Origin of the sequence: Streptomyces sp. NPDC013455 (assembly GCF_040632975.1) — a bacterium.
In the GTDB taxonomy this organism is placed as follows: Bacteria; Actinomycetota; Actinomycetes; order Streptomycetales; family Streptomycetaceae; genus Streptomyces.
On sequence record NZ_JBEYCX010000033.1, the window covers coordinates 27,727 to 43,355 of the forward strand.

Consider the following 15,629-nt stretch of genomic DNA (forward strand, 5'->3'; position numbering starts at 1 on the left):
GGCCGGATCTCAGGCGGATCAAGCCAGCGGGCTCTGGTGCCGTGCAGCGCACGGCGGAGGAGAGCACCGGGCAGAGCATGGCGGCGGTCCACGACAACGCGACTGGGGGCACCGCAGCCGGGTCCGGCCGGAGCCGGCGCCGTGCAGCCGTGTCCGCAGGCGACGCGTCCGCGACGGGGCCGGAGCGTCGCCCGCGGCACGGCCGTCGCGTCCACCGGACCGCCCGGGGAAGCGGGGTGCACCAGACCGCCCCGGGGAAGCCGCGTCCACCGGACCGCCCCGGGGAAGCCGCGTCCACCGGACCGCCCGGGGAAGCGGGGTGCACCGGACGGCCCGGGGAAGCCGGGTGCACCGGACCGCCCGCCCGGTGCCGCCAGGGCGGCACCGCGTGCGACCGGGCCGGGCCCCGGAGAGGGGCCCGGCCCGGTTCGGTGGCGCGGGAGTGGACCGCGGCTCGGAAGCGCAGGTCCGGTGGGGTGGCTCAGTCGGTGACGGCGACGAGGCGTAGTTCGGAGGTGTAGCGCCGGCCCTCGTCGTCGGTGAGCCAGGTCTGTTCGGGGGTGGGGAGCATCTCGGTGACGGTGAGCCGGGCGCCGGGGTCCTTGCGGGCGAGCCGGCGGGCGGCCTTGGCGAGGATGTTGACGTAGACGGGGCTGTCGAAGTCGACGAAGAACGGCCGCGGTTCGGCGGGCGAGACCACGAAGACGAAGCGGGGCAGCTCGTGCGCGTCCCGCCACTGCCGGGCCCGGACGAACCGCCGGGCCTCGTTCTTGTCGTCGGCGAAGGCCAGCGACGAGCCGGTGAACCGCCAGGACTCCCGGGCCACCGTCATGCGGTCGATGGTGACCCGGGGGGAGTGGTCGGCTTCCGGCAGGAGCCGGAAACGGTCCGTCACCAGCGTGGTCAGCACATGGGCGAAGACCTCGACCGCCGGGAACACCGCACCGTCGGGCAGCACCACGCAGAGTTGGTCGCCGCGGCGTTCCACCACGGCGTCGGCGCTCGGCACGGTCCGGTCGCGGTGCGGGTCGGCCGTGTTGTCGAGGAGGGCGACCTGGTAGTCCTCCGGCCGTACCAGCGCGTGCCGGATCCGGGCGGAGAGCCGGGACTTGTGCTCCTTCGGCAGCAAGGGCATCAGCCGTGGCGCCGGGTGGTCCCGGTCGGTGCGGCCGAAGAGCTGGCGGGGATCCGGATGCTGGTTGACGAACAGTTCGTTCCCGAGCGTGTTGGCGGCCAGATGGAGTTCGCCGAGGGTGATGTGGAGCCGGCCGTGCCCGGCGCCTGCCTCCTCCATGGTGATCATCACGTCGGGGCTGACGTACCGCGCCGCGGTCCAGCCCGGTGCGGTGGCCGGCCCGAAGGCATCCGCGACCCGGTCGGCGATGTCCGCGCCGACGACCGTGACCCGGCGCACCCCCTCCGACACCGGGAGGATCCGCTGCCAGCGGCGCTCGAACTCCGCCTGGAGGTCGGCGGCGTCGGTGACCGCGGCCCCGTGGAGGACCGGCATGCAGGCGAACCAGAAGGTGGCGAGGTCCACCGGCCGCTCCGGCTCGGTACCGGCGCGCAGCCGCTCGTACACCTCGGTGACGCGCTCCGTCAGACGGGCGGCCAGGGCGGAGGTGAGCCAGCCGGCCGCCGACATCAGCAGGTCGAGCGGTGCGAGCGCGGCCAGCACGTCGCTGCCGAGCGTCACCCGGGCGGCGCGGCGGCTGTCCGAGTAGACCACCGCGCGGCCGGGCGCCGTGGTGGTGCTCTTCTCGCGTTTGGCGGCCGCATCGGTCACTCGCCGGAACGCCTGCTCGACGGAGGCGAGCGCCGCGACCAGGCGCTCGGGGTCCTCGGCTGCCGCCCCGACGGCCTGGACCGCGTCCTGCAGTTCGTCCAGCCGGGCGAGGGCGGCGGCGCGCAGGGCCGGCTCACCGATCCGCTCCAGGCAGGCGCGCAGCCGGCGGTCGGGCCGGATGTCGGCGGGTACGTCGAGCCGCCAGGTGATCCAGCGCAGCCTGACCAGTTCCTCGAGCAGGGCGGGCACGTCCGTTCCCGGGCCGGCCTCCTGCTGGATGGCCCGGACGGAGCGGGTGCCGTCGCACAGGCGCAGCACCCGGAGCGTCTCCGGCGGCACCGGGCGCGGTGGCCTGGCGGGGATCCGTACGGTGTCTCCCTCCAGCCGTACGAACGGCACCCGGCGGGGTGCCGTCCAGGCGCGCACCGCCGGGTCGGCGTCGATCTCCCGGGCCAGGGCGTCGACCGACCAACTGGACCAGAAGACCTCCGAGGACGAGGTCAGTCCGGTGCCCGGCTCGACGGCCACGCCGGGCCGGGAGGTGTCGAAGGTGCCCCAGCCGACCGGCCCGAAGAAGCCGATGGTGTCGTTCTTGACGCAGAACCGCTGCCAGTAGTGGGCGACCAGCTCCTCGCGCTGGCGCTGCTTGAAGGTCCGGCCCCCGGTCGCCGGCGACCAGTTGAGGAACGGCCGGATCGCCGAGTCGAGCACCCCCCGGTTCTGCCAGGCGACCGCCGCCCGGAACCGCCCGGAGGCGGCGATCTCCTGCGCGCTCTCGACCACCCGCACGGCGGCCCGGGTGAACTCTCCCTCGAAGGCGTCCCAGGCCGCGCCGGACAGGGCGTCCCCCGGACCGAACTTGTCCGCGGCCGCGGCCAGGCCCTCCGGCGCGAGCCGCAGCACCCCGTCCGCCGGGAACCCCGCGCCGCGCACCGCGACCTGGTCCCACAGCCGCCGGCGGCCGCTCAGGAAGACGGATCCCTCGTGCATCCCGGTGCCCCTAGGCCGACGCGGGAGCGAGGGACAGGTCGTCGACGACGACCTCCGCGAGCTCGGCCGGGGACGGATAGGTGAAGACCAGGGCGACGGCGACCTCGGCGTCGAGGAGTTCCTGGAGACGGTCGACGATCTGGAAGGCGGCGAGCGAGTCGCCGCCCGCCTCGAAGAAGTCGCTCGCGGCGTCGAGGGTGTCGTCACCGAGCGTCTCGCGGTAGTAGCCGGTGATCCGTACGGTGAGTTCGGCGGTGTCGATGAGCTTCATGGCCTTTCCTTCTGTGAGTGGTGTGGGTGTCGGCAGCGGAAAACGGAGGAGGAGGGGCCGCGGCGCGGCGCGGCCGGTGGACGGGGTGACCGGTCGCCGGCCGGTCGCGGTCAGCGGCCGGTGCCGGCGTGCGCGGATGGGGCGGCGGCCAGGGCCGCGGCGCTGTTGCCGCCGGACACGACGACGGCACTGCGGCCGGGCAGCCCGAGCCGCAGGGCGCCGGCCAGTGCGACGGCACCGCTCGGCTCGGCCGGGATGCCGGCGCGGTGCAGCAGGGCCATCGCGTCGAGCACGGCCCGGTCGCCGACACCGATCAGCTCGTCGACCCGGTCCCGGACGATCGGGAGGATCACCTCGCCGGGCCGCTGGCCGCGCAGCCCGTCCGCCACCGAGTCGCCGGGCGGCAGTTCGACCGGACGGCCGGCGGCGAGCGAGCGGGCGTAGCGCCGGGTCCGGTCGGGTTCCACGCCGATGATCCGGACCGCGCCCGGGAGGTGCGCCGCGGCGAGGCAGACGCCGGCCAGCAGGCCGCCACCGCCCACCGGTACGAAGATCGCGTCGAGGTCCGGGGCGTCCCGGAACACTTCCAGGCCGACGGTGCCCTGTCCGGCCACCACCAGTTCGTGGTCGGAGGAGGGCACGAGGGCGGCCCCGGTGCGGGCGGCCAGGTCCATGGCGTACCGGTCGCGTTCGGCCACCCCGCCGGGCACCCGGACGACCCGGCCGCCGAGCGCCCGGACGGCCCGTTCCTTGGTCTCGGCCGCACCCGCCGCCATCACCACGGTGACGCCGACGCCGAGGGTACGGCCGAGCGTGGCCACCGCGATGCCGTGGTTGCCGGAGGACCCGGCGACCACCTCGTCGGCACCGAGAGCGAGCATCGCGTTGGCCGCGCCACGGAGCTTGAACGACCCGCTGCGCTGGAGGTGTTCGGCCTTGACCAGCAGACCGGGCAGGGAGTCGCGGCACAGCAACGGGGTGTGCCGGACGTGGTCGGCGATCCGGTCGGCGGCGGCCAGCACGGCGGCCGGTCCGATCCGGGTCTCGGCGGCTGTCATGACACCGGCCACGGCACGGGGGCGCGCAGTGCCCGGCGGTCGGCCTTGCCGCTGTGCGTGACGGGCAGGCGCTCCAGCCGGGTGAACCGCCTGGGCATCATGTGCGGGGGCAGCGTACGGGCCAGGTGCGCGCGCAACTGGGCGTCGGTGGTGCCGCCGAGCGGACCGGTGACATGGGCGCCGAGCCAGGTCCGGCCCCGGTCGTCGGTCTCGGCGGTCACCACGGCGCCGGTGACCTCGGGGTGCGCGAGCAGGGCGCCCTCGATCTCGGCCGGGTCCACCCGGTGACCGCGGATCTTGATCTGGCGGTCGGCCCGCCCCAGGTACTCGAGATTCCCGTCGGGGCCGCGCCGGGCGAGGTCGCCGGTCCGGTACAGGCGTGTGCCGGGCGGCCCGTACGGGTCGGGCGGGAACCGGTCCGCTGTCGGGCCGGGCTGCCCGCCGTAGCCGCGGGCCACGCCCGCACCGCCGATGTGCACCTCGCCGGTCCACCCGTCCGGGACTTCGCGCCCCTGCGGGTCGAGCAGGCGTACGACGGTGCCGTCGACGGCGGTTCCGACGGTGTCCGCGGACGTGTCGGGGGCGGCCGGCACCTCGTACCGGGTGGAGGTCATGGTGCACTCGCTGGGCCCGTACTGGTTGACCAGCCGGCCCCCGACCAGAGCGCGGCCGCCGGCGGCGAGGAAGGGGCGCAGCGACTCGCCGCTGGAGCAGACCAGGCGCAGGGCGCGCAGCCGTTCGGCCGCGCGGGGGGACTGGGCGAGGAAGCTCAGGAAGGAGGGAGTGGTGCTGAGGACGGTGTCGACCCCGTACGCGGCGACGGTGTCGGCGAAGGCGTCCGCGCCGAGCAGCTGCGAGCGTGCGACCAGGACGACGCATCCGCCCGCGGCGAGCGGTGCGAAGGTGTCCCGGATGGATGCGTCGTAGCCGGGCGGGGCGAGCTGGAGGGTGACGGTGCCGGGGCCGAGGGCGTTGTCGCGGACGACCGCGCGGAGGTACGCGTCCAGGCCACCGTGCTCGATCAGGACGGGCTTGGGGGCGCCGGTCGAGCCCGAGGTGTGGCAGACGTAGGCGAGCGAGCGCGGACCGGGGGCGGGAAAGGCGGTCGGCGGCGGGCCGGCGGCCGGGAGCCGGTCGACCAGGACGGCGGGCGCGTCGACCAGCGGTCCGAGGCGGTCGGCGAGGGCTGCCGAGGTGAGCAGGTGGGCCGCTCCGCCGCCGGCGGCGAGCGTGGCGAGCCGCCGGTCGGGCAGGTCGGTGTCCAGGGTGAGGAACGCCCCGCCGGCCCGGACGACCGCGGCGGTCGCGACCACGGCGTCGACGCCGCGGGGCAGGGCCACGGCACAGACCCGCTCCGGTCCCACACCGTGGGCGGCGAGGTGGGCGGCGAGCCGATCGACCCGGTCGGCGAGTTCGCCGTAGCCGGTCGGTCCGTCGGCGGTCAGCACGGCGGGGGAGTGCGGCGCGCGGTCGGCGTGCGCACGGATGTCCTCGGCGAAGGTCCGCCGTGCGGGGGCGGTCATGCCGGCTCCCCGCGGGTGGCGCTCCGGTCGACGGCGACGAGGCGTAGTTCGGAGGTGTAGCGCCGGCCCTCGTCGTCGGTGAGCCAGGTCTGTTCGGGGGTGGGGAGCATCTCGGTGACGGTGAGCCGGGCGCCGGGGTCCTTGCGGGCGAGCCGGCGGGCGGCCTTGGCGAGGATGTTGACGTAGACGGGGCTGTCGAAGTCGACGAAGAACGGCCGCGGTTCGGTGGGCGAGACCACGAAGACGAAGCGGGGCAGCTCGTGCGCGTCCCGCCACTGCCGGGCCCGGACGAACCGCCGGGCCTCGTTCTTGTCGTCGGCGAAGGCCAGCGAGGAACCGGTGAACCGCCAGGACTCCCGGGCGACGACGGTGGAGTCGATGGTGATCCGGGGCGAGTGGTCGCCGTCCGGGCGCAGGGTGAAGCGGTCCATCACGCGGTTGGTGAGCGCGTGGCAGAACACGTCGAGCAGGTCGAAGACCGAGCCGTCGGGCAGCACGGCCGACAGCCGGCCGTCGCGCTCTTCCACCCGCACGTCACCGGAGCGGACGGTACGCGGGCGGTGCGGGTCGGCGCTGTGGTCGGTGAGTGCGACGTAGTGGTCCTCCGGGCGCTCCAGGGCCTGCCGGCTGCGGGCGGACCACTTGAGCGGAAGCTCCTTGGGCAGCATGGGCAGCAGCCGCGGGCCGGGGAAGTCCCGGGTGGTCTCGTCGAGCAACTGCCCGCGGTCGGGGTGCTGGTGGACGAAGAGCGACTGGCCGAGGGTGTTCATGGCGACGTGCAGTTCGCCGATGACGAGCTGGAACTCGCCGCGTTCGACGCCCTCGAGGTCCTCGGCGACGATCATCAGGTCGGGGCTGATGTACCGGCTGATCGACCAGCCGCGCCCACCCTCGGGGAACGCCTCGCGCACCTGGTCGGCGATGGCGGCACTGGAGAGCGAGACCCGCCGGGCGCCGGGCGGGGCGTCGATGATCCGCCCCCAGCGCTCGCGCAGGTCGGCCTGGATGCGCTCGATGTCGGCGAACGACTCGGGGTGCGGGGCGGGCAGGCAGGCGAACCAGAGCGTACCGAGGTCGACCTGCCCGTGCCGCCGGCGCAGCTCGAGGTAGGCATCGTGGATGCGCGCGCCGACGGCCTCCGCGTACCGGTTGGTCATCCAGCGGGCGGCGGTCAGGCACAGCTCCAGCGGCGCGAGCCGCTCCAGGACGGCGGTGCCCACGGTCGCCGTCGCGGACCGGCGGCAGTCGGAGTACACGAGGGCGCGGTTGGGGGCGGTCCGGGCCCCCTTCTCACGGAGCGCCGACACCTCGGTGATCTCGGCGAAGTCGGCCTCCAGGGCGGCGAGCGCGGCGGTCAGCTCCTCGGGGTCGGCACCGGCCCGCTCGACCCGGTCGCGGCCGGCCACCAGCACCGCCAGCTTGGCCAGGGCGGGCTCCCGTACCGCCGGGTCGCCGATCCGCTCCAGGAGGGTGCGCAGCTCCCGCTCGGGGTAGGTGCCGGCGGGCACGTCGAGCCTCCAGCCGATCAGCCGGCGGGAGACGAGCCACTCCAGGGCCTCGGTCACCTCCCGGGCCGGCAGGTCCCGGCCCAGCTCCCGGGCCGCCAGAGCGGTGATCTCGGCGGGCGTCCGGCGCCCGTCGCACAGGCGCAGCACGGTGAGCGCGGGTTCGGGGACCGGCTGCGGCGGGCGGCCGGGCAGGCGCACCGCGCCGTCGGCCACCCGGACGAACGGAACCTGGCGCGGCGGTGTCCACCCGCGCACCCGCGGATCGCGGTCGATCGCCTTCGCGAGGGCGTCCATCGACCAGCTGGAGAAGTAGACCCGGGACGCGGCGACCAGGCCGGTGCCGGAGCGCACCTCCACGCCGCGCCGGGACGTGTCGAAGGTGCCCCAGCCGACCGGGCCGAAGAAGCCGATGGTGTCGTTCTTGACGCAGAACCGCTGCCAGTAGTGGGCGACCAGCTCCTCGCGCTGGCGGGGCATGCTGGTGCGGCCCTCGGCGGACGGCGTCCAGTCGAGGAACGGCTTGATGCCGGTGCGGAGCACCGTACGGTTCTGCCAGGCGACCGCGGCCCGGAAGGGCGCCGAGGCGGCGATCTCCTGGAGGTCGCGCGCGGTCCGCACCGCGGCCGCGGCGAAGGCCTCCTCGAACGCCTGCCAGTCCGCCCCCGCCGGCACCTCCTCGGGGGCGAACTTGTCCGCGGCCGAGGCCAGGCCCTCCGGCGCCAGCCGGAGTACCCCCGCGGCGGGAAAGCCGGGCCCGCGGAGCGCGAAGTGCGTCCACAGGCGCCACCCGTCGCCGGGCATGCGTATGGTGTCGGACATTGCTGTGCTACCTCCCTGGGATGTGTGCGCCGGGCCGGCGGCCGACCGGTCGTCAGGCCGGCTCTGCCGGGATGCCGCCGAGGCACCACTCCAGAACGGCGCGGGCGCTGTGGTACTTGTTCTCGGCCTGTTCGAACGCGATGCTCGCGGGGCCGTCCAACACCTCACCGGTCACCTCGTCCCCCCGGTGCGCGGGCAGGTCGTGCATGAAGACGGCGCCGGGGCAGGCCGCCATCACGGCGGCGTCCACCCGGAACGGGACGAAGACGCGCCGCCAGTCGGGGTCGGGCTTGGTCGTGCCGGTCGTCTGCCAGCGCGTGGTGTAGACGATGTCGACCTCCGGCAGGTCGGCCATGTGGTGCCGCTCCTCGACCAGCGCGCCGGACTCCTTGGCGTGGCCGAGAGCCCGGTCGAGGAAGTCCGGGTCGAGGCCGTAGCCGGCCGGGGTCCGCACGTGCAGCTCGGTGTCCCGGAACCGGCTGAGGGCCAGGGCGAGCGCCGAGGCGGTGTTGTTGCCCTCGCCGACGTACAGCACCCGCAGCCCCTCGATCCGCCCGAAGCGGCCGAGCATCGTGGTGAGGTCGGTGAGCGCCTGGGTGGGGTGCTCGGCGGCGCTCATCGCGTTGACCACGGCCATCCGCTGCTGGGCGGCGTAGGCCCGGAGCTCCTCGGTACTGCCGGCGGTACGCGCCACCAGTACGTCGAGCATGCGGGAGAGCACGTCGCCGGTGTCCCAGGAGCTCTCCCCGGTGTTCTCCTGGAGGTCGCCGGGACCGTAGGTGATCAGCCGCCCGCCGAGCCGGAGCGCGCCGGCCGAGAACGCAGTCCGGGTGCGGGTCGACGTCTTGCGGAACAGCACGCCGACGACGGAGTCGGCGAGCGGCCGGGCGCCTTCGCACTCGCCGGCGGCGTACTGGGCGCCGCGGTGCACGAGCCAGCGCAGCTCCCGGTCGGTCAGGTCGTCGACGGAGATCAGGTGGTGGCGGTTGGGGCGAGGCATCGGATTCTCCTCCTGGGGTGGTCGGCCGTCAGTTCGCCCGCAGGGCGTCGTGCAGGATGCCGAGCCCCTCGTCGAGCAGGCCGGGCGCGACGGTCAGCGGCGGCATCACCTTGAGGACCTCGTCGTACCGGCCGCAGCGCTCGACGATCAGACCGTGCTCGAAGGCGTGACGCTGGACCCTCTCGGCCCGCTCGGGACCGCCCGCCCGGGCGGTGTCGATGCCGAGCACCATGCCCCGGCCGCGCAGCACGAGGTCGGGGTCCAGCGCGCCGACGTCGGCCCGGAACCGGGTGAGGCGTTCCGCACCCTGCCGAAGACCGGTCAGGAAGTCCTCCTGCTGCCACAGTTCGCACGCCGCGGTGGCCGCCACGAAGGCGAGCTGGTTGCCGCGGAACGTGCCGGTGTGCTCACCGGGCTGCCACAGGTCCAGTTCGCGGCGGAACAGCGTGAGCGAGAGCGGCAGCCCGTAGCCGCTGAGGGACTTGGAGACGGTGACGATGTCCGGCATGATGCCGGAGTCCTCGAAGCCGAAGAACGTGCCGGTGCGGCCGCAGCCGGTCTGGATCTCGTCCAGGACCAGCAGCACCCCGTACCGTTCGGTGACCTCGCGCAGCCGGCGCAGCCACTCCCCGCTCGCCGGATAGACGCCGCCCTCCATCTGCACCGGTTCGACGACGACCGCCGCGGGCAGTTCGGTGCCGGAGGACGGGTCGGCCCACAGCCGTTCGATCAGGCCGATCGACTCGAACGGGCCGAGCGGGCCGTCCTCGAAGGGCACGAAGGTCACGTCCCCGCCGGTGACCGAGCCCGCGCGGCGGGCGCGGCGGCTGCCGGTGATCTCCAGCGAACCGCGGGACATGCCGTGGTAGGCACCGGTGAAGGCGGTCAGACCGGTGCGACCGGTCGCCCGGCGGGCCAGCTTGAGAGCGGCCTCCACCGCGTCGGTGCCGGTCGGACCGGTGAACTGCACCTTGAAGTCGAGGCCGCGGGGCCGCAGCACGACGTCCGTGAACCGGGTGAGGAAGTCGCGCTTGGCGACGGTGTGCAGGTCGAGGCCGTGCATGAGGCCGTCGCCGGCGAGGTGGTCGAGGATCCGCCGCTTGACGGCGTCGTGGTTGTGCCCGTAGTTGAGGCTGCCTGCGCCACAGAAGAAGTCGATGAAGGTCCGGCCGTCGTCGGTGTGCAGCAGCGCGCCCTTGGCGCGCTCGAACACCACGGGGAAGGTGCGGCAGTACATGCGCACCTCGGACTCGATCTTCTCGAAGACGGAGGTGTCGGTGATCGCGGCGAGGGTCATGGCGGTCCTTGGGCGAGAGGGCGGTTTCGGTCAGCGGCCGGCGGCCGTGCGGTCGCCGCGCGGACGGGCGGTCAGCCGCGGCAGGGGGCCGTCGCCGGCCAGCCGCGGGTAGCCGTCCAAGGCCGCGGCGAGGGCGGCGACGGTGGGGTGGTCGAACAGGGCCCGCACGGGCACGTCCACCCCGAGGGCGGCACGCAGTCGCACGGACACCCGGGTGGCGAGCAGCGAGTGCCCGCCGAGCAGGAAGAAGTCGTCGTGGGCGCCGATTCCGGTGGCACCGAGAACCTCCTCCCAGACGCTGGCCACGGACCGCTCCCTGCGGGTGCGCGGAGCGGCGGCCGGGCCGGCCGACTGCGGCGTCGGCACCGGCAGCGCGTGCCGGTCGACCTTCCCGCTGACGGCGGTCGGGATGGCGTCCAGCAGGACGAACGTGGCCGGGACCAGGTGGTGCGGCAGCGAGTCGAGCAGCTCGGCGCGCAGGGCGTCGGGCGTGGGAGGGTCTCCGGCGTCCTGCGCGACCAGGTACGCGGTGAGCTGCTGGCCGCCGCCGGCGTCCGGAGTCGGGTGCACCACGGCGGCGCGGACGCCGTCGAGGGCGAGCAACGCCGCCTCGACCTCGCCCGGTTCGATCCGGTGGCCGCGGATCTTCACCTGGTGGTCGCTGCGGCCGAGGATCTCCAGCGAGCCGTCCGGGCGGAGCCGGCCGAGGTCGCCGGTGGCGTAGAGCCGGCCGCCGGGCACGGTGGAGTGCGGGTCGGGCAGAAAGGAGCCGGCGGTCTGGGCAGGCCGCCCCCGGTAGCCCCAGGCGAGTCCTCCGCCCCCGATGCAGACGTGCCCGGTGACGCCCTCGGCCACCGGCTCCAGCCGGTCGTCCAGCACCCGGACGGTGGTGTTGTCCACCGCGGCCCACTCCCGTACCCGCCCGTCGGCGCCGTGCCGGGCCACACTGGTCCAGATCGTTGCCTCGGTCGGCCCGTAGAGGTCCTGGACCGGGGCGCCGCCGGCGGCGAGCGCCGCGGCCAGGTCGGTGTGGAGCTTCTCGCCGCCGGACAGCACGGTGAGGCCGGGGCCGGGGGTCCAGCCCGTGTCGACCAGCACCCGCAGCATCGACGGCGTGGCCTGGAGCAGGTCCGGGCGGGCCTCGTCGATCAGCCGGATCAGGCGCTCCGGGTCGCGGGCCTGCTCGCCGTCGGCCAGCACCAGCCGGGCGCCGGTCAACAGCGGCAGGCACAGCTCCAGCATCGAGGGGTCGAAGGAGGCGGTGGTGACGCCGAGGACGGTGGATCGCGGCCCCAGCTCCAGCCGGGCCTTCATCGCGTACAGGAAGTTGGTCAGCGCACTGTGCGGGATCTGTACGCCCTTGGGCGTGCCGGTCGAACCGGAGGTGTGGAAGACGTACGCGAGGTCGTCCGGGCCGGTGGTCCGGTCGAGCCGGTGCGCCGGACCGGTCGGCGGCAGGGCGCTGTCGATCAGGAGGGTCCCCGCCTCCGTGCCGGCCACCCGTTCGGCGAGCGGACCGCTGGTGACGACCACGGCGGCCCTGGTGTCCTCGATCAGGTGGCCGATACGCCGCACGGGGTGCAGGGGGTCGAGCGGAACGTAGGCGCCGCCGGCCTTGAGGATGCCGAGCAGCGCGACGAGGAGCCCGGTGCCGCGCTCCAACAGGACGCCCACCCGGGTGCCGCGGGTGACGCCGAGGTCACGCAACCGGTGCGCCAGCCCGTCGGCCCGCTCGTCGAGTCCGGCGTAGCTCAGCTCACCGTCCCGGCAGCGGACGGCGGTGGCGTCCGGGGTACGTCGCGCCTGCTCCTCGAACAGGTCGGTGACGGTCAGCGGGGGCACGGCGCGGGCGCTGCCGAGGCCGAGCGCGAGCCGGCGGCGGCGCTCACCGCCGGGCAGCGGCCCGAGTGCGGAAGTGGCGTGGGCCAGCGGCTCGTCCGGGGCGGCGAGCAGGCCGCGCAGCAGCCGTACGTAGTCCTCCGCGAGACGGGCGGCCGTCGCGGGTGCGAACAGCGCGGTGGCGTACTGCAGGCGCACTCCCAGGCTGCCGTCGGGGCGTCCGAGCAGGTCGAGCGCCAGGTCGAACGGTGTCCCGGCGACCGGCGTGGGCACCACCTCGACCGTGAGGCCGGGCAGGTCGGGCGGTTCGGCCTGGGAGTCGAGGGTCAGGAACGAGACCTGGAAGAGAGGGTTGCGGCTGAGGTCGCGGGGCGGGGACAGCTCGCCGACCACGCGTTCGAACGGCGTGTCGGCGTGCGTGAGGTCGGCCAGGGACGCGTCCCGGACCCGGTCCACCAGCTCACCGAAGCTCGGCCGGCCGGACAGGTCGGCGCGCAGGACCACGGTGTTGACGAAGGGGCCGATGAGGTCCCTGGCGGCGGCGTGGCCGCGGCCTGCGACCGGAGTGCCGAGCGCGAAGTCGTCCTGCCCGCTGTACCGGCCCAGTTGGGCCTGGAAGGCCGCGAGCAGCACCATGAACCGGGTCGCGCGGTGCGACCGGGCCAGCCGGTCCGCCTGTGCCACCAGGCCGGCCGGGAGGGTGGAGCGGGCCACGGCGGCGGCGCCGTCGAACTCGGCGGGGCGGGGCCGGTCGGTCGGCAGGTCCAGCGGCGGCAGGCCCCCCAGCCGCGAGCGCCAGTGGGCGAGGCCGCGGGCGAGCCGGGGTCCGGCCGACCGCTCGCGCTGCCGGGCCGCGAGGTCGGCGTACTGCAGGGGAAGGTCCGGGAGCCCGTGGGGGACACCGGTGGTCCTGGCGCGGTAGGCCGCGGCCAGGTCCCGGGTGAGGATGTTCCAGGAGGTGAAGTCGAAGGCGATGTGATGCACCACGACGGCCAGCAGGTGGTCGTCGGGCGCGAGCCGCGCCAGGGTCGCCCGCAGCGGCGGCGCGGTCGACAGGTCGACCGGCCGGTGCAGCGCGCGGTCGAGGACCGCGGCGATGCCGGCCGCTCCGGCGGCGGGCGCCTCTACCGTGTCCAGCGGAACCCCGACCCGCGGGACCACGTGGGCCAGCGGCTCGCCGTCGGCGGCCGAGTACCGGGTACGCAGCACCTCGTGCCGGTCCACCACATCGCCCAGAGCGGCGGCGAGGGCCTCGGTGTCGAGGCCGCCGCGCAGGCGCAGCGCCAGCGGAAGCAGATGGTCCGCCGTGCCGGGTCGCAGTTGGTCGAGGAACCACAGCCGTTGCTGCGAGAAGGACGTCGTCCGGCTGTCACCGCGGTCCACCGGCTCACCTCCAAGGAGTCGGGTAGGTCGTCACGCACCCCGGGTGGTCGGGGCACGTCCGGAGCTTGCCGTTCACGCGCGGCGGCGCAGTAGGGAAGGAGCGGCAGCGCGGGTCGCCGCATTTGCTGCGTCGATGTCTCTGGTCGCGGGGCCGCACCGGGGCCGCGACCGCGTCAGATCAGCCCGGTGCGGACGCCGTGCGCCACCGCGTGGGCTCGGTTGCGGACCTGGAGACGGGCCATCAGGTCGTACATCACGTTCTTCACGGTGTGCTGGGAGCACGACAGCTCACGGGCGATGGCCGCGTTGCCGTAGCCCTCGGCGACCAGCGTGAGCACCGTCTTCTGCCGGGCCGTCAGCGGCGAGTCGGGGGTCGGGTGCCGGCGCTGCGCGTCGCCGCCGCCCGCCTCTCCGAGGAGTCGGACCAGGACCCCGTAGGGCATCCGGCCCTCGCCGTACCGGGCAGCGTGGACGGCGGTGAGCAGGTGCTCCGGGGTGGCCTCGGCGGACTGCAGCATGGCCACCGCCCCGGCGCGGACGGCCAGCCGCACTCCCGCGGCGGTGAAGGTGTCGGCGACCAGCAGGAGCGGGCCGCCGCCGGGTTCCGGCCAGCCGTCCAGTGCCGCATCGGGCGTCCGGCCGGCGGCCACCCGGACGGCTCCGTCGGAGCGTCCGGCCGTCGGCTCGAAACCGGCCCGGCGCAGGCTGGCGGCCACCGTGTCGCGGGCCGCCCCGCCCGCCGGTCCGAGGTGCACGCGCAGCGCGCCGCTGTGCCGTCCGGCCTCCGGCGCCGCTTCGAGGACGAGGCCGCTCACAGCAGACCCGTCCGCAGGGCGTAGGCCACCGCGTGGGCGCGGTTGCGCAGCCGGAACCGCTGGGTGATGTCGCGGACCACGGTGGTCACGGTCCGCGCGGAGTAGCACAGTTCCCTGGCGATCTCATCGGTCTCCCGGCCGTCCGCCACCATCCGCAGCACCGCGCGTTCCCGCTCGTCCAGGTCCCAGTCCCGTCCACGCCCCCGCTCGCCCCGGTACGAGTCCGATTCCGCGCCCTGATCGAGGAGGCCGTCGATCAGGTCGGGCGGCACGGTGCAGTCGCCGCCGGCCACCGTCAGCACGGTCCGCACCAGCCGGTCGGCGTTGACCTCCTGCCGGCGCAGCAGGCCACGAGCCCCGGCGCCGATCGCGTCCGCGGCCTCGACCGGGGACATGTCGGAGGCGACCACGATGACGGCGGGTCTGTGCGGGCCGGAGCCGCTCGCGTTCACCAGGTCGAGTTCCCGGCTTCCCACCCGGTCGACGATCACGACGGCCACGTCGGCCTTCTCCTCCGGCTCGACCAGTGCGATGTCCGGGTTGCCGGACAGGGCGCTGACGGCGCCGGCCTCGAGCACCGGGTCCAGGGCCACGACGCACAGCAATAGGGGGTTGCCCATGTGCACTCCTCGGTCAGCGTGGGACGAACCTCTCGCCGAAGAGTCTCGGCACCCGAACGCCGTGCCGCATGGGGCCTGATCACCCGCATTCCCGCACCCCGCCGGGCCGCCCCCGGCCCGCACACAGGCGGCCCGACCGCACACGGCCGGGCGCCGCCGGGCGGCACCGGCCGCCGGGGGCGGGCCGCCGCCGACGCGCCCCGCGTGCCCCCCTTTCCGCACCACCGGGCCGCCCGGCGGTGCGGAAAGGGGGGCACGCGGGGGCGGCGACTGGGTAGACCGCCGCGAAATGTAGGGGTGCTGCTCCCCTGTACGGACGGGTGACACCGCTGGAACAGTGACGGACGTGACCACAACCGACACCGCCTCCCCCGCCACGGAGGCCGCGCCCTCCTGGTGGGCGCCGGCCGCGACACTGCGCGAACGGCTGTCGGCCCCGCACCCGCCGCCGGCGGCGGGCCCGGCCGCAGGGCCGCGTACCCGCTCGGCGGTCGAGCAGGCCTGCGAGTCCGTGCGCTCGGCCCGACTGGGCGCCGACGCCCGGCTGGTGGCGGCGCTCGCCGCCGAACCCCCGGCCCGGCTGGCCGCCCGGCTCGGCAAGCCGCAGTGGGCGATGTTCGTGGAGAAGGCGGTCGCCGCGGCTCCCAGGACACTATATTTGGTGGAAATGCGATCCAGTCTGGTAGTGCAACAGCTGAGGCACAACAGCAAGCATTAAAC

At 75.0% G+C, this 15,629-nt stretch carries 11 protein-coding genes; 1 reads left to right on the forward strand and 10 read right to left on the reverse strand.

The genetic code is table 11. From position 1 onward, the window contains the following. Positions 1-481 precede the first annotated feature (481 nt). From ABZ576_RS32825 to ABZ576_RS32870, 10 genes are all read right to left on the reverse strand, one after another. Positions 482-2,776, reverse strand: a complete 2,295-nt coding sequence (locus ABZ576_RS32825; protein WP_360749243.1) for a lantibiotic dehydratase — start codon at positions 2,774-2,776, stop codon at positions 482-484. Positions 2,777-2,786: 10 nt separating this feature from the next. Continuing rightward, positions 2,787-3,047, reverse strand: a complete 261-nt coding sequence (locus ABZ576_RS32830; RefSeq protein WP_360749245.1) for an acyl carrier protein — start codon at positions 3,045-3,047, stop codon at positions 2,787-2,789. Positions 3,048-3,157: 110 nt separating this feature from the next. Next, on the reverse strand, positions 3,158-4,105 hold the full coding sequence (locus tag ABZ576_RS32835; RefSeq protein ID WP_360749248.1) for a pyridoxal-phosphate dependent enzyme: 948 nt from the start codon (positions 4,103-4,105) through the stop codon (positions 3,158-3,160). Next, complete coding sequence (locus tag ABZ576_RS32840; RefSeq protein WP_360749250.1) at positions 4,102-5,628, reverse strand: amino acid adenylation domain-containing protein; 1,527 nt, start codon at positions 5,626-5,628, stop codon at positions 4,102-4,104. Before ABZ576_RS32840 ends, ABZ576_RS32835 begins: the two co-directional genes overlap by 4 nt. Then, positions 5,625-7,955, reverse strand: a complete 2,331-nt coding sequence (locus ABZ576_RS32845; protein WP_360749253.1) for a lantibiotic dehydratase — start codon at positions 7,953-7,955, stop codon at positions 5,625-5,627. Before ABZ576_RS32845 ends, ABZ576_RS32840 begins: the two co-directional genes overlap by 4 nt. Positions 7,956-8,007: 52 nt before the next feature. Next, positions 8,008-8,955, reverse strand: coding sequence for an ornithine carbamoyltransferase (locus tag ABZ576_RS32850; protein ID WP_360749256.1), 948 nt, complete (start codon positions 8,953-8,955; stop codon positions 8,008-8,010). 28 nt (positions 8,956-8,983) lie between these two features. After that, entirely contained in the window at positions 8,984-10,252 is a 1,269-nt protein-coding gene (locus ABZ576_RS32855) for a diaminobutyrate--2-oxoglutarate transaminase (protein ID WP_360749259.1), read from the reverse strand. 30 nt (positions 10,253-10,282) lie between these two features. Next, positions 10,283-13,474, reverse strand: a complete 3,192-nt coding sequence (locus ABZ576_RS32860; RefSeq protein ID WP_360749262.1) for an amino acid adenylation domain-containing protein — start codon at positions 13,472-13,474, stop codon at positions 10,283-10,285. Positions 13,475-13,647: 173 nt separating this feature from the next. After that, on the reverse strand, positions 13,648-14,289 hold the full coding sequence (locus tag ABZ576_RS32865; protein ID WP_360749265.1) for a response regulator transcription factor: 642 nt from the start codon (positions 14,287-14,289) through the stop codon (positions 13,648-13,650). Further along, positions 14,286-14,909, reverse strand: coding sequence for a response regulator transcription factor (locus ABZ576_RS32870; protein ID WP_360749267.1), 624 nt, complete (start codon positions 14,907-14,909; stop codon positions 14,286-14,288). Before ABZ576_RS32870 ends, ABZ576_RS32865 begins: the two co-directional genes overlap by 4 nt. Positions 14,910-15,255: 346 nt before the next feature. On the opposite strand from ABZ576_RS32870, the gene ABZ576_RS32875 reads away from it, so the two are divergent. After that, positions 15,256-15,627 (forward strand): hypothetical protein, encoded by a 372-nt coding sequence (locus ABZ576_RS32875; RefSeq protein WP_360749270.1) that lies wholly within the window; start codon positions 15,256-15,258, stop codon positions 15,625-15,627. Positions 15,628-15,629 lie beyond the last annotated feature (2 nt).